Below are 13,435 nucleotides of genomic sequence, written 5' to 3'. Positions count from 1 at the left end.
AAAACCTCAACGCTGCGCCAAGTCTTGACGGCCTGTTACTCCAGGAGTTGAATCCGCTCACATCGACTCAGGGAGACACCGATGCCTTCCCGACCCCAACCCCCCCCCCCCCCCCCCCCCCGCGCCCCCGGGCCGCGGCGCCCCCCCCCCCCGCGCCGGGCCCCCCGGGGGGGGGCGGGGCCCGCCGCCCCCCCCCCCCCCCCCGGCGCCGCCCCCCCCCCCCCCCCGCCCGCCCCCCCCCGGGGACCCGGTCGGCGGGGTCAGGCGAGGGTGATCGCGTACGCCTTGCGGAGCGTCTCGTGGACGGTCCAGACCGTGCGGTCGCCCTCCTTCAGGACGCAGACGTCGCCCGGGCCGACTTCCAGCACCGGTCCGTCCTCGATCTCGATGGTGGCCCGGCCGCTGACCACCACGAACATCTCGTCGGCCTCGGTGTCGGTGACGGTGCCGGGGGTGATCTGCCAGATGCCCCGGATGGTGCGGCCGTCCGGGGACTCCCAGAGCACCTTGCCGGTGACCTCGGGGGTGCCGGCCAGGATCTGCGCCGGGTCGAGCGGGTCGGGCTCCAGCTCGGCGTTGGGGACGTAGACGGCGAAACTGTCGGTCATGGGGGGTGACGTGCTCTCAGGTACTCGGATTGACGGGTGGTCGGCTGTGCCCGGCGGCGGTCAGCTGTCGAAGCCGAGGCCGGCCTTGTCCAGCGCGCGCAGCCAGAGGTTGCGCCTGCCGCCGTTGGCGTCGGCCCGGGCCATCGACCACTTGGTGAGGCCGATGCCGATCGAGCGGGCGGGCTCGGGCGGGAACGGCAGCGGCTTGCGCCGCACCATCTCCAGCGCGGTGCGCTCGGTCCGCTCCCCGGCGAGCAGGTCCAGCATCACCTCGGCGCCGAACCGGGTGGCTCCCACGCCCAGGCCGGTGTAGCCGGCCGCGTAGGCGACCCGGCCCCGGTACCCGAGGTCGAAGAAGGCGCTGAACCGGGAGCAGGTGTCGATCGCGCCGCCCCAGGCGTGGGTGAACCGGACCCCGTCCAGCTGGGGGAAGGTCCGCGCGAAGTGCCGGGCCAGGGTGGCGAAGGTCTGCGGCCGCTGGTCGCGTTCGGCCCGCACGCCCTGGCCGGGCCGGTAGACGGCGTCGTAGCCGCCGAACAGGATCCGGTTGTCGGCGGAGAGCCGCACGTAGTGGAACTGGTTGGCGGCGTCCGCCCAGCCCTGCCGGCGCTGCCAGCCGACGGCGGCCAACTGCTCGGCGGTCAGCGCCTCGGTCATCAGCGCGTAGTCGTAGACCGGCGCGGTGTAGAAGCGGTGCCGGCGCACCAGCGAGGGGAAGGCGTTGGTGGCGAGCGCGACCTGGCGGGCCAGCACCCGTCCGTAGGAGGTGCGCACGGCGATGCCGGGGCCGGACTCCTCCAGCGCGGTGGCCTTGGTGTTCTCGTGGATCCGCACCCCGAGGTCGAGGCAGGCCTGCTTGAGGCCCCAGGCGAGCTTGGCCGGGTGGACCATGGCGACGCCCGAGCGGTCCCAGACCCCGCCGAGGAAGGTCGGCGAGTCGATCTCGGCGCGCAGTTGCTCGCGGTCGAGCACGGCCAGGTCGCCGCCGTACCGGGTGCCGAGCTGGTGCAGCTCCTCGAGGTCGGCCAGCTGGTGGGGCTCGGTGGCGACGGTGATGGAGCCGGTGCGCTCCCAGTCGCAGTCCATGCCGTAGCTCCGGATGGTCTCCTCGATGCCCCGGAGGTTGCGCTCGGCCAGCTGCTCCAGGGCGTGCATCTCCGCGGGCCAGCGCTGGTGGCCGTTGAAGGTGCCGTGGGTGAGGCTGGCCTCGCAGAAGCCGCCGTTGCGGCCGGAGGCGGCCCAGCCGGTCTCCTGCGCCTCGATCAGCAGCACGTCCCGCTCGGGGTGGCGCTCCTTGGCAATCAGCGCCGTCCACAGTCCGCTGTAGCCGCCGCCGACCACCAGCAGGTCGCACCGCACGTCGCCGACCAGCGCGGGCAGCGCGGCGGGCCGACCGGGGTCGTCCAGCCAGTACGGCACGGGCTTGGCGTCCTGCAGCGAGCGGACCGGGTCGGGCATGGCGGGGTACTCCTTCGGTGCTTGGGGAGGACCGGCCTCCTTCCCGCCATCAGAACCCGCTCCCCGCATCAACGTCAATGGCGTTGACATAAGGGGGCCGGAAGGCCCCCTGACCAGGGCCTCAGGCCGCTGGCAGCCGGGCCGCGACGGCGTCCAGCAGCAGTTCCAGCGCCACCGGATAGCCGCTGCGCGGCATGTCGGCGGCGAGCAGCGGGGCGGTGGCCGCGATGTTCGGATAGGTCTGCGGGTCGAGCCGGGCGTAGGCCCGCTGCCAGACCCCGAGGTCGGCGGCGGCGGCCGGCGCGGGCATCGCCAGGGTGGCCGCGTCCTGCGCCGCGAAGGCCAGCGCCTGGTCGACGAAGGCATGGTAGATCCGCACCGCCTCAGGGTCCGGCATCCCGGCCCGGCGCAGGATGCCGAGGATCGCCTCGACCGCCCGGATCTCGTTGTCCCGCCCGGTGGTGCGGTGCGCGGCGAGCAGCGCGGCCTGCGGGTGCGCCTGGTAGCAGCGGTGGATCCGCAGCCCGATCTCGGCGAGGTCGGCCCGCCAGTCGCCGGTGGCCTCCCAGCCGTGCTGGGCCAGGCCGATCAGCTCCTCCGCGATGGCCAGCAGCAGGTCGTCGGTGCTGTGGAAGTACCGGTAGATCGAGCTCGGGTCCGCTCCCAGCGCCAGGCCCAGGCGCCGCACGGTCAGCGCCTCCGCGCCGTGCTGGCCGACCAGCCGCAGCGCGGTCTCCACGATCAGCTGCTCGGAGAGCACGGTGCCCTGCTTGGTCGGGCGCCTGCGCCGCCGCTCGGGGCCGGGAACCACTCGGTCTACCATGGCCGGAGCTTACGACAACGGCATTGACGTGTGAAGTGGTGCCGGGTTTCATGGCGAGCCAACCGGCCGGTGGCCGGCCCGGCTCCGCTCGCGGAGCGCTCCTCCCCCACGCTCCGTTCCGGAGCACCCCCTTCCCCCACACCCCACGAGCACGGTGGTGATCCGTTGGCAACAAGAGTCAGGGACGCGGGCAGCAGCCCGGTCGCCTCCACCAGCACCGACCAGCCCGGGATGCGCAAATCCCTGGGCGTCACCGGCGCGATCGTCATCTCGGCCTCCAGTACCGCCGCGACCAGCAGCATCGGCATCGGCCTCGGCCTGATCGCGGGCGTGGTCGGCCTGCACCTGCCGGCGATCATGCTGCTGGCCTTCCTGCCGGTGCTCTGCATCGCCGGCGCCTACGGCCGGCTCAACCGGGTCGACCCGGACGCGGGCAGCAGCTACCGCTGGGTCGGCCAGGTGCTCAACCCCTGGCTCGGCTTCCTGACCGGCTGGGTCAACGTGGTCGGCACCATCGTCTTCATGGCCTACACCGTCGCGGTGACCGGCTCGGCGATCATCCAGCTGGCCGGCCAGGCCACCGTCCACCACCTGGCCGGCGTGGCCCTGGACCCGAACTCCACCCTGCAGTCCACCCTGCTCGGCCTGGTGGTGCTGTTCGCCGCCGCGCTGGTCGCGGTGCGCGGGGTCGACCTGGCGGCCCGGCTGCAGAAGTACCTGCTGGTCTTCGAGTACGTGGTGCTGATCGGCTTCCTCGGCTACGGCCTCTTCGCCGGCTCCCAGTCCTTCTCGCTGGAGTGGTTCAACCCGTTCGGTATCCCCTCGATGCAGGCGCTGGCCCAGGGCATGGTGCTCGCGGTCTTCTGCTACTGGGGCTTCGAGTCGGTCTTCAGCATCGGCGAGGAGGTCAGCGACCCGCGGGACGCCTCCCGGGCCGGGTTCGGCTCGCTGGTGCTGATGCTGCTGCTCTTCGTCTTCGCCTCGGTCGCCTTCCAGCGGGTGCTGCCGCTGCAGGAGCTGGCCGACAACGGCGCCCAGGGCCTCACCTACTACGGCAACAAGCTGGCCCACCAGCCGCTGGCCTCGCTGCCGCTGATCGCCCTGATGTTCTCCGCCACCGCCTCGCTGCAGGCCTCGGTGATCCCGACCGCCCGCGGCATGTACGCGATGGGCCGCGACCGCACCCTCGGCCCGGTCTGGACCCGGCTGCACAAGCGCCACCGGACCCCGGCCGCCGGCACCCTGCTGGTCACCGCGATCGCCGCGGCGCTGGCCCTGCTGGCGCTGGTGATCCCCACCGTGGGCCAGCTGATCTCGGCCGCCGTCAACGCGATCGGCATCGTGGTCGTCCTCTACTACGCGCTCACCGCCACCGCCGCCGCCGTCCGGTTCCGCGGCCTGCTGCGCAGCGCCCCGCTGGAGGGGCTGCGGGTGGTGGTCGCCCCGCTGGTCGGCGCCGTGGTGCTGCTGGCCGTCGGCGGCTACCTCGCCTGGAGCTTCTACGACTCCGCCGACCACTTCGCGCTGGCCGCGGAGAACGGCTGGTTCGAGCTGATGATGCCGGTGCTGATGATCGGCTCCGGACTGCTGGCCGCCGCCTGGGCGCGCTGGTACCGCCGCTCGCCGTACTTCACCGAGCGCCACGCCACCTCCTGACCACCCCTCTCTGACACCTCCCTGGAGCACAACCATGTCCAAGGCCGATCTGGTCTTCACCAACGGACCCGTGCACACCGGCGACCCCGCCCGCACCCGGGCGAGCGGCCTGGCCGTGACCGGCGAGCGGATCACCGCCGTCGGCCACGACGAGGTGCGCGAGCTGATCGGCCCGAAGACCGAGGTGGTCGACCTCTCCGGCCGGCTGCTGCTGGCCGGCTTCCAGGACGCCCACGTGCACGCCGTCTCCGGCGGCCTGGAGCTGGCCGACTGCGACCTCTCCGGCACCACCGGGGTGGACGAGTACCTGCGCCTGGTGCGCGAGTTCGCCGACGCCCACCCGGAGCGGGAGTGGGTCACCGGCGGCGGCTGGTCGATGGAGAGCTTCGCGGGCGGCCTGCCGACCCGTCAGCTGCTCGACGCGGTGGTGCCGGACCGCCCGGTCTACCTGCCCAACCGGGACCACCACGGCGCCTGGGTCAACACCCGGGCGCTGGAGCTGGCCGGCCTGACCCGGGAGACCCCCGACCCGGCCGACGGGCGGATCGAGCGGGAGGCCGACGGCACGCCCAGCGGCGTGCTGCAGGAGGGCGCCACCGGCCTGGTCGCCCGGCTGATCCCACCGACCACCCCGGCCGACCGGGTCGCCGCCCTGCTCCGGGCCCAGCGGCTGCTGCACTCGCTGGGCATCACCGGCTGGCAGGACGCGCTGCTCGGCGCCTTCAACGGCAACCCGGACCCCTCGGACGCCTACCTCGCCGCCGCCCGGGACGGCTCGCTGACCGCCCGGGTGACCGGCGCGCTCTGGTGGCAGCGCGAGCGCGGCGCCGAGCAGATCACCGAGCTGGTCGAGCGCCGCCGCGAGCTGACCCACGGCCGGTTCCGGGCCGGCTCGGTCAAGATCATGCAGGACGGCATCGCGGAGAACTTCACCGCCGCGCTCGGCAGCCCCTACCTGGACGCCTGCGGCTGCGCCACCGCCAACTCGGGCCTGAGCTTCGTCGACCCGGCGGCGCTGCGCGGCTACGTCACCGAGCTGGACGCGCTGGACTTCCAGGTGCACTTCCACGCGCTCGGCGACCGCGCGGTCCGCGAGGCCCTGGACGCGCTCGAGGCGGCGCTGGCCGCCAACGGCCGCCGGGGCAACCGGCACCACCTGGCCCACCTCCAGGTGGTCCACCCGGACGACCTGGTCCGGTTCGCCCGGCTCGGCGCGATCGCCAACATCCAGCCGCTCTGGGCCGCCCACGAGCCGCAGATGGACGAGCTCACCATCCCGTTCCTGGGCCCCGAACGCGCCTCCTGGCAGTACCCCTTCGGCGCCCTGGTCCGGGCCGGGGCGACCCTGGCGGCGGGCAGCGACTGGCCGGTCAGCAGCCCGGACCCGCTGGCCGGCCTGCACGTCGCGGTCAACCGGATGGAGCCGGAGGCCACCGACGGCCGGGTCTTCCTGCCCGAGCAGCGCCTCGACCTGGCCACCGCCATCGCCGCGTACACGGCCGGCTCGGCCCACGTGAACGGCCACGACGACGCCGGCAGCCTGCGCCCCGGCCAGCTCGCCGACCTGGTGGTGCTGGACCGGGACGTGTTCGCCGCCCCGGCCGAGGAGATCCACCTGGCCCGGGTGGAGCAGACCTTCGTCGGCGGCGAGCGGGTCCACTCGCTCGTCTGACGATCGGTCACCCAGCGGGCGCGGCAATGCTGGTGCCGCGCCCGCTGGGCTGTCCGGGTGGGGTTTCGGACCGCCCCGGGCGGGCCCGGCGACCGGGGTGCCCGCGCTCCCTACGATGCGGCCGAGCGCCCGCCGAGCGGGTATCCGACTCCAGAACGGCTGATCGAATGAGCGTAAGGAACCCCCGGCGGCTGCGCGGCTGGGCCGTCGCCGGCGTGCTGCTGCTGGCCACGGCCGGCACCGCCGCCGCCAACCCGCCGCCGCCCCCGTCCGACGGGCTCTCCCCCGCGATCCGCGCGGTGATGGCCAAACCCGCCTACCAGCACGCCCAGTGGGGCCTGCTGGAGGTGGACCCGGCCAGCGGGCAGGCGGTGCACTCGCAGCAGGCCGACCGGTACTTCATCCCCGGCTCCACCGCCAAGATCGTCACCGAGTCGGCCGCCTGGCACGTCCTCGGCCCCGACTCGGTCTTCACCACCCCGGTGCTCGCCCTCGGCGACCGGCACGGCAGCGTGCTCGACGGCGACCTCGCCCTGGTCGCCCAGGGCGACCTCACCATGGGCGGCCGCACCAAGCCGGACGGCTCGGTCGACTACACCGTCATCGACCACACCTACGCCAACGACACCCCCGGCGCCACCCTCACCCCCGAGGACCCGCTGGCCGGCCTGGACCAGCTCGCCCGGCAGGTCCGCGCCGCGGGCGTGACCACCGTCAACGGCGACGTGGTGGTGGACTCCCGCAAGTTCGCCCGCCCCGCGCTGGACCCGCAGCCCACCCCGCTGATCATCAACGACAACCTGATCGACCTGCTCTCCACGCCGACCACCCCCGGCGAGCCGGCCGCGCTGAGCTGGCGCCCGCAGGTGGCGCCGTACCACGTCACCTCCACCGTGCGGACGGTGGCCGCCGGCGGCCAGACCGACATCCAGGTCGCCGCCTCCCCCGACGGCACCGCGATCACCCTCTCCGGCACCATCGCCGCCGACGCCCGGCCCACCCTGCGCACCTCCCCCGTCCAGGACCCGGACGCCTTCGGCCGCACCGCGCTGATCGAGGCGCTGGCCCGGGCCGGAGTCACCGTCAGCGCACCGCCCACCGGCGCCGACCCGGTCGGCGAACTGCCCGCCGGCTACCAGGGCGTGCCGCAGCTGGCCGCCTACACCTCCCCGCCCTACCGCGAGTACGCCAAGCTGATCCTCAAGGTCAGCCACAACCTGGGCGCCAACCTGGCGCTGTGCGACATGGCCGCCGCCCGGGGCTTCACCGACTGCACGACCGCCTTCGGCCTCGAGCACGACTTCCTGGCCGACACCGCCCAGGTGGACCCGACCGAGTTCCAGCTCGCGGACGGCCGCGGCGGCGACCCGAACGACCGGGTCACCCCCGACGGCCTCACCCGCCTGCTCGCCTACTGGCTGCGCACCCCCGACGCCGACGCCTTCCGCACCTCGCTGCCGATCCTGGGCGTGGACGGCTCCGGCGCCCTCTACTGCACCAGCGGCTGCCCCGCCAAGGGCAAGGTCTTCACCAAACCCGGCGTCTTCATCGGCCCCGACGACCTCAACCAGCGCCTCGCGGTCGGCTCCCAGACCACCGCGGGCTACCTGATCACCAACAGCGGTTGCCTGCACACCTTCTTCGTCGGGGTCAACGGCGCCTGGACGCCCACCATCGAGACCTTCTTCGACATCGCCGACGACTCCTTCCACATCGACGCCCTGCTCCAGGAGGAGTCGCCCTGACGGACCGCTGATCGACGGCCGGTCACAGTTCGCCCGCGGGCCCGGAAAACCGGTCGCCCCGTGGGCGAACGACTGCTGGACCAGGGCAGCCTCGGTCGGGCGGCACAGCGCCTGCATCGACCAGGCCGCGGCGGCCTACCTGACCGCCGGCACCCCGCCCGCCGACGGCACCCGCGGCGGCTGACGGCCCGTCAGGCCTGGCCGCAGGCGCCGCTGCGGTCGCAGTACGGCTGGTCGGCGCTGCTACCGCAGCCGCAGAGCATCGCCCGGGTCAGCTCCCGGTCGCCCTCCGGGCGGCGCAGCAGCAGCTCGCCGCGGAGCAGCAGGCGGCCGTCGGCGGTGCGGGCCACGGTGGTCGGGCTGTCCGGCCGCTCCGGCGCGCCGCCGGTCAGCTCGTAGGTGAGGGCGCTGGTCGGGCAGCGCCGGACCACCTCGGCGACCCGCTCGGGCGGTTCGGCGCCGGGGTCGATCCACGGGCGGCGGGCGGTGTCGAAGACGGCCGGCAGGCCGTGCACGCACTCGGCGGCGTGCCGGCACAGCGCCGTCTCGTAGTGCACCGTGATGCCCTCGGCCCGGTAGGACTTGACGCCCGGACGGTCGGTCATCAGTCGCTCACCCGGCTGCGGTTCTGGTAGGCGAGGTCGGTGTACTCGGGGTGGCTCAGCATCCAGCCCTGGATGAAGGGGCAGGTGGCCAGCACGGGGAGGTCGCGCCGGCGGGCGTCGTCCAGCGCCGCCCGGGCCAGCGCCGAGCCGACGCCCTTGCCCTCGTAGGCCGGCTCCACCACGGTGTGCGGGTAGACCACCAGGCCGTCGCTGCGCAGGTACTCGGCGAACCCGGCCAACTCGCCGCCCGCCCATGCCTCGAACCGGTGCGCCGCCTCGGCGTCGCGAATCTCGATCTCCACCCGCCCATGATCGCCCGCGGCGGCGGGCCCGGCCAGGGTGCCGCGCCGTCCGGACGGCTCATTCCTCGCCCGCGGGCGCCACCTCCAGGTGGGTGCGCCGCCGGAAGCCGGCGCCGACCAGCACGCCGAGCGCGATCGCCACCACCGTCACCAGGGTGCCGACCAGGCTCGCCAGGCTGCTCAAGCGGTGCAGCCGCCGCCAGGCCTCGCGCGGTTCTGCCGCGGGCACCGACCTCCTCCGAGCCCGTCCGGGTCCTGGTGACCGATGCTGACCAGGCCTATCGTCAGATTTCGTCCAATCCGCTGAGCGTGTCACCTGACGATCGGAACAGTCGGCGAGCGGGCCGCTCAGGCCGCCGCGATCGAGCGCGGGAAGGCGAAGACGCCGTCCGGGTCGTAGCGCCGGGCCACCGCCTTGAGGCGCTGCAGGTTGCCGCCGTAGTAGGCGGTGCCCCAGTCCGGCTGGGTGGCGTCCAGGTAGTTGACGTAGGCCCCCCGCGCGCCGAGCGCCGCCAGGCCGTCGCGGATCTCGCCGACCGTGCGGGTGGCCCGGTCTCGGCCGGCCGGGGTGGTGCTCGCGTAGATCTGCACGCTGGCCAGCGAGTCGCGGTGCGGGAAGGCCGTGGCGTCGGGCGCGAGCCGGGCCACGGCGCCGCCGAGCACGTCGAACAGCACGTCCACCCCGCTGCGGCCGTCCACCAGCGCGACCGCCTGCGCGGCGTCCAGCGGCCGGGAGCCGAGCATCCGGGAGCCCGCGACGAAGCCGTCCCGGGGCAGCACCCCGCCCTCCCAGGTGGGGTGGCACTGGGCGATGGTGTCGTTGGCGCAGCCGGCCATGTACTTCATCGCGTCCAGGTAGCTCTTCGGCAGCACGCTGCGCGTGGCCGGCCGCACCCCGGCGGCCGCGACCAGCCTGTCCAGCTGGCGGTTCATCGTGTCCGGGTCGCCGACCAGGCAGCCGACCACCCGGCTGCTCGGCGGGCTGCCGGCCGAGAGCGAGCAGGTGGACCAGAGCTCGAAGGGCGCCGCCGCCGCCCACTCCTGCCAGGCTCCGAGCACGGCGGCGGCCGAACCGGCGGGGAAGGAGAGCGAACAGACCGTCAGCGGGGGTGCGGGCTCGGTGGCGAACTCGAAGCCGGTGACGATGCCGAAGTTGCCGCCTCCCCCGCCGCGCAGCGCCCAGTACAGCTCGGGCTGCTCGTCGCCGGAGGCGGCGAGCAGGCAGGAGTCCGCGCCGACCAGCCGGGCCCGGGTCAGCCGGTCGCAGGTCAGGCCGTACTTGCGGGTCAGCACACCGATGCCGCCGCCCAGGGTCAGGCCGCTGACGCCGACGGTGGGGCAGGAGCCGGCCGGGAGCAGCCGGCCGGCCTGGGCGAGAGCGGCGTAGACCTCGATCAACCGGGCGCCGGCGCCGACCCGGGCGGTGCCGTCCCGGTCCACGGTGATGTCGGAGATCAGCCGCAGGTCGATCACCAGGCCGGCGTCCGGGACGCTGTAGCCCAGGTAGTTGTGGCCGCCGCTGCGGGCGGCGATCGGGATGCCGTGGCCGCGGGCGGTGTCCAGGCAGACCTGCACGTCGGCGGGCGAGGCGCAGCGGGCGACGGCCGCCGGGAGCTGCCCGTCGTAGAGGGTGTTGTAGCCGAGGCGGTAGGTCGGGTAGGTCGGATCGCCGGGCATCACCAGCCGGCTGCCGAGCCGGGCCCGCAGCCGCTGCCAGTCCGGCGGCAGGGTGCGCGGGCCCGCCGTGCGGGCGGGCCAGGCGTCCAGGCCGGCCGCCAGCGCGGCGGCGCGGCCGCCGCCGGTCAGGACCGCGGCGCCGCCGGCGCCCAGTGCGGCCAGCAGCCGCCGTCGATCGATCGTCACTTCGCCACTCCCGGATGGGCCGCGGGGCCGTCCCGGGTGCGGCCGCCGTCCCGGCCATCGTCAATTGGCGGTTGACGGTCCGCGCGTGGGACTGGGCCCTCTGGAGGACAGGCGTTCACCGGCTCCTCAGGTGCGGGCCTCTTGCGGTTCAACTCCTGCACCCACCATCCTTCTGATACCTGATCAGCAGGGAGAGGCATGACCAGAACTCTACGCGCGTCGCTGGCCATCGGGGCCACCTCGGTGGTGATCGCGGCGATCGCCGCGGTGCCGAACGCGCAGGCGGCCCGTTCGTCCGACGTGGTGATCAGCGAGGTCTACGGCGGGGGCGGCAACTCCGGCGCCACGCTGAAGAACGACTTCATCGAGCTGCACAACGCCGGCACCGCCCCGATCAGCCTGGACGGCTGGTCGGTGCAGTACCTCCCCGCCGCCCCCGGCGCGAGCACCACCTGGCAGGTGACCCCGGTCGGCGGCACGCTGGCGCCGGGTGCGACCTACCTGATCGCCGAGGCGGCCGGCACGGGCGGCGCCCAGGACCTGCCGACCCCCGACGCCACCGGTGCGATCAACCTCGGCGGCACCAGCGGCACCGTCGCGCTGGTCAGCGGCAGCACCGCGCTGACCTGCAAGACCGCCGCCGACTGCGCGGCCGACTCCACCGTCCACGACCTGGTCGGCTACGGCACGGCCGTGGTGCACGAGGGCAGCGCCGACGCGCCGGCCGCGAGCAACGCCACCTCGGTGGCCCGGGACCCGCACGGCACGGACACCGACCAGAACGGCGCCGACTTCACGGCCGGGGCTCCGACGCCCGGTCAGCCCGGGACCGCCGACGGCCCGAGCGCCTCCGCCTCGCCGTCGGCCTCGGCTTCCGCTTCGGCCTCCGCCTCGGCTTCTCCCTCGGCCTCGGCGACCCCGACCGGCACGCCGGCCCCGACGCCCGGCCCACTGCGGATCCACGACATCCAGGGCGCCGGCTGGATATCCCCGCAGAACGGCAAGAGCGTCACCGACGTGCCCGGCATCGTCACCGCCGTGCGCACCAGCGGCACCAAGGGCTACTGGATCCAGGACCCGCAGCCCGACAACGACCCGGCCACCAGCGAGGGCCTGTTCGTCTACACCGGCTCCGCCCCGACCGTGCAGGTCGGCGACTCGGTGCTGGTCTCCGGCAAGGTGTCCGACTACTACCCGCTGGCCAGCGGCGACACCGCCGCGACCACCTCCAACCTCTCGGTCACCGAGCTGACCGGCTCCACGGTCAGCACCGTCGGCAAGGGCAACCCGCTGCCCGCGCCGATCGTGCTGAGTGCCGCCGACGTGCCCGCGGTCTACGCCCCCGACCTGGGCGGCGCGAGCATCGAGAGCACCCCGGTGACCCCGGCCCGCTCCGCGCTCGACTTCTACGAGTCGATCGAGGGCATGCGGGTCGAGGTGGACGACGCCCGGGTGGTCGGCCCCTCCGACAAGTACGGCGAGCAGTACGTGACGGTCCGTCCGGACCAGGCCGCCACCTACCGCGGCGGCACCGAGCTGCTCGGCGAGAACCAGGTGCCCTCCGGCCTGCTCGAGGTGGTCCCGGCCGACGGCAGCAACCCCGGCGTGAACGTGGGCGACCGCTTCAGCGGCGCCACCGTCGGCCCGATCGACTACTCGCAGTACGGCGGCTACCTGGTCGCCGCCTCCACCCTGGGCACCCCGGTGCACAACACCCTGGCGCCGGTCACGGCCGCGCCCGGCGGGGCGAAGGACCTCTCGGTCGCCACCTACAACGTGGAGAACCTGGCCCCCGGCGACCCGGACGCCAAGTACCAGCGGCTGGCCGGCGGGGTGGTCACCAACCTGGCCTCGCCGGACGTCATCGCCGTCGAGGAGATCCAGGACAACAGCGGCGCCACCGACGACGGCACCACCGCCGCCGACCAGACGCTGGCCAAGCTGACCGCCGCCATCTCGGCCGCCGGCGGCCCGGCCTACCAGTACCGCGAGATCGACCCGGTCAACGACAAGGACGGCGGCCAGCCCGGCGGCAACATCCGCACCGTCTTCCTCTTCAACCCGGCCCGGGTCTCCTTCGTGGACGCCGGCGACCCCTCGGTGGACCGCAGCGCCACCGCCACCAAGGTGGTCAAGCAGCACGGCGGCCCCGCGCTGACCCTCTCGCCGGGCCGGATCGACCCGGCCAACCCGGTCTGGACGGCCAGCCGCAAGCCGCTGGTGGGCCAGTTCAGGTTCCGCGGCGACGACGTCTTCGTGATCGCCAACCACTTCACCGCCAAGCTGGGCGACCAGAACCAGTTCGGCCGCTACCAGTACCCGGCGCAGAGTTCCCAGGTGCAGCGGGCCGGGCAGGCGCAGGTCGAGCACGACTTCGTGCAGCAGCTGCTCGCGGTGGACAAGAAGGCCGCGGTGGTGGCCGTCGGCGACCTGAACGACTACCAGTTCAGCCCGGCGCTCAACGCCCTCACCACCGGTACCGCGGACGGCAGCGGCGACCGGGTCCTCACCGACCTGATCACCACCCTGCCGGCCGACCAGCAGTACACCTACGTGTACGACGGCATCTCCCAGGTGCTGGACCACATCCTGGTCTCGCCCGGGGTCCGCGACTACCGCTACCAGGTGGTGCACGTGAACTCCGAGTACTCCGCCCAGGCCAGCGACCACGACCCGCAGGTGGTGCATTTCCGGCCGTAGCGC

General features: G+C 74.1%; 11 protein-coding genes. 4 read left to right on the top strand and 7 right to left on the bottom strand.

Annotated elements, in window-relative coordinates:
* Window positions 1–260: 260 nt before the first annotated feature.
* The 3 genes from ACFYNO_RS28445 to ACFYNO_RS28435 all read right to left on the bottom strand — a co-directional run bounded on the left by ACFYNO_RS28445 (window position 261) and on the right by ACFYNO_RS28435 (window position 2,889).
* A complete protein-coding gene (locus ACFYNO_RS28445) occupies window positions 261–608 on the bottom strand; it encodes a cupin domain-containing protein (protein WP_388018532.1) in 348 nt (115 codons plus the stop codon).
* 60 nt (window positions 609–668) lie between these two features.
* Window positions 669–2,066, bottom strand: a complete 1,398-nt coding sequence (locus ACFYNO_RS28440) for an NAD(P)/FAD-dependent oxidoreductase (protein WP_388018529.1) — start codon at window positions 2,064–2,066, stop codon at window positions 669–671.
* A 121-nt stretch (window positions 2,067–2,187) separates the two neighbouring features.
* Window positions 2,188–2,889, bottom strand: coding sequence for a TetR/AcrR family transcriptional regulator (locus tag ACFYNO_RS28435; protein WP_388018526.1), 702 nt, complete (start codon window positions 2,887–2,889; stop codon window positions 2,188–2,190).
* Between the two features lie 231 nt (window positions 2,890–3,120).
* Between ACFYNO_RS28435 and ACFYNO_RS28430 the strand changes: the two genes are divergently transcribed.
* From ACFYNO_RS28430 to dacB, 3 genes are all read left to right on the top strand, one after another.
* The gene (locus ACFYNO_RS28430; protein ID WP_388018556.1) at window positions 3,121–4,545 is read left to right on the top strand and encodes an APC family permease; all 1,425 of its coding nucleotides are present in this window, start codon (window positions 3,121–3,123) and stop codon (window positions 4,543–4,545) included.
* A gap of 34 nt (window positions 4,546–4,579) precedes the next feature.
* Entirely contained in the window at window positions 4,580–6,217 is a 1,638-nt protein-coding gene (locus ACFYNO_RS28425) for an amidohydrolase (RefSeq protein ID WP_388018523.1), read from the top strand.
* A 167-nt stretch (window positions 6,218–6,384) separates the two neighbouring features.
* Window positions 6,385–7,962: a D-alanyl-D-alanine carboxypeptidase/D-alanyl-D-alanine-endopeptidase gene (gene dacB / locus ACFYNO_RS28420; RefSeq protein WP_388018520.1), complete on the top strand. Its 1,578-nt coding sequence runs from the start codon at window positions 6,385–6,387 to the stop codon at window positions 7,960–7,962.
* A gap of 191 nt (window positions 7,963–8,153) precedes the next feature.
* Here dacB and ACFYNO_RS28415 read toward each other — a convergent pair whose 3' ends face one another.
* The 4 genes from ACFYNO_RS28415 to ACFYNO_RS28400 form a co-directional block, all read right to left on the bottom strand.
* Window positions 8,154–8,567, bottom strand: a complete 414-nt coding sequence (locus tag ACFYNO_RS28415) for a (4Fe-4S)-binding protein (protein WP_388018517.1) — start codon at window positions 8,565–8,567, stop codon at window positions 8,154–8,156.
* Window positions 8,567–8,869: a GNAT family N-acetyltransferase gene (locus ACFYNO_RS28410; RefSeq protein WP_388018514.1), complete on the bottom strand. Its 303-nt coding sequence runs from the start codon at window positions 8,867–8,869 to the stop codon at window positions 8,567–8,569. Before ACFYNO_RS28410 ends, ACFYNO_RS28415 begins: the two co-directional genes overlap by 1 nt.
* Before the next feature lie 58 nt (window positions 8,870–8,927).
* Window positions 8,928–9,098 (bottom strand): hypothetical protein, encoded by a 171-nt coding sequence (locus ACFYNO_RS28405; RefSeq protein WP_388018511.1) that lies wholly within the window; start codon window positions 9,096–9,098, stop codon window positions 8,928–8,930.
* Between the two features lie 119 nt (window positions 9,099–9,217).
* Window positions 9,218–10,732, bottom strand: coding sequence for an FAD-binding oxidoreductase (locus ACFYNO_RS28400; RefSeq protein ID WP_388018508.1), 1,515 nt, complete (start codon window positions 10,730–10,732; stop codon window positions 9,218–9,220).
* 198 nt (window positions 10,733–10,930) lie between these two features.
* Here ACFYNO_RS28400 and ACFYNO_RS28395 point away from each other — a divergent pair, with 198 nt between their 5' ends.
* Complete coding sequence (locus ACFYNO_RS28395) at window positions 10,931–13,432, top strand: lamin tail domain-containing protein (protein WP_388018505.1); 2,502 nt, start codon at window positions 10,931–10,933, stop codon at window positions 13,430–13,432.
* Window positions 13,433–13,435 lie beyond the last annotated feature (3 nt).

Source organism: Kitasatospora sp. NPDC006697, assembly GCF_042869935.1.
Lineage (GTDB): Bacteria > Actinomycetota > Actinomycetes > Streptomycetales > Streptomycetaceae > Kitasatospora.
The sequence above is the reverse complement of the archived record's forward strand: the minus strand, read 5'-3'. Positions and strand labels throughout refer to the sequence as shown.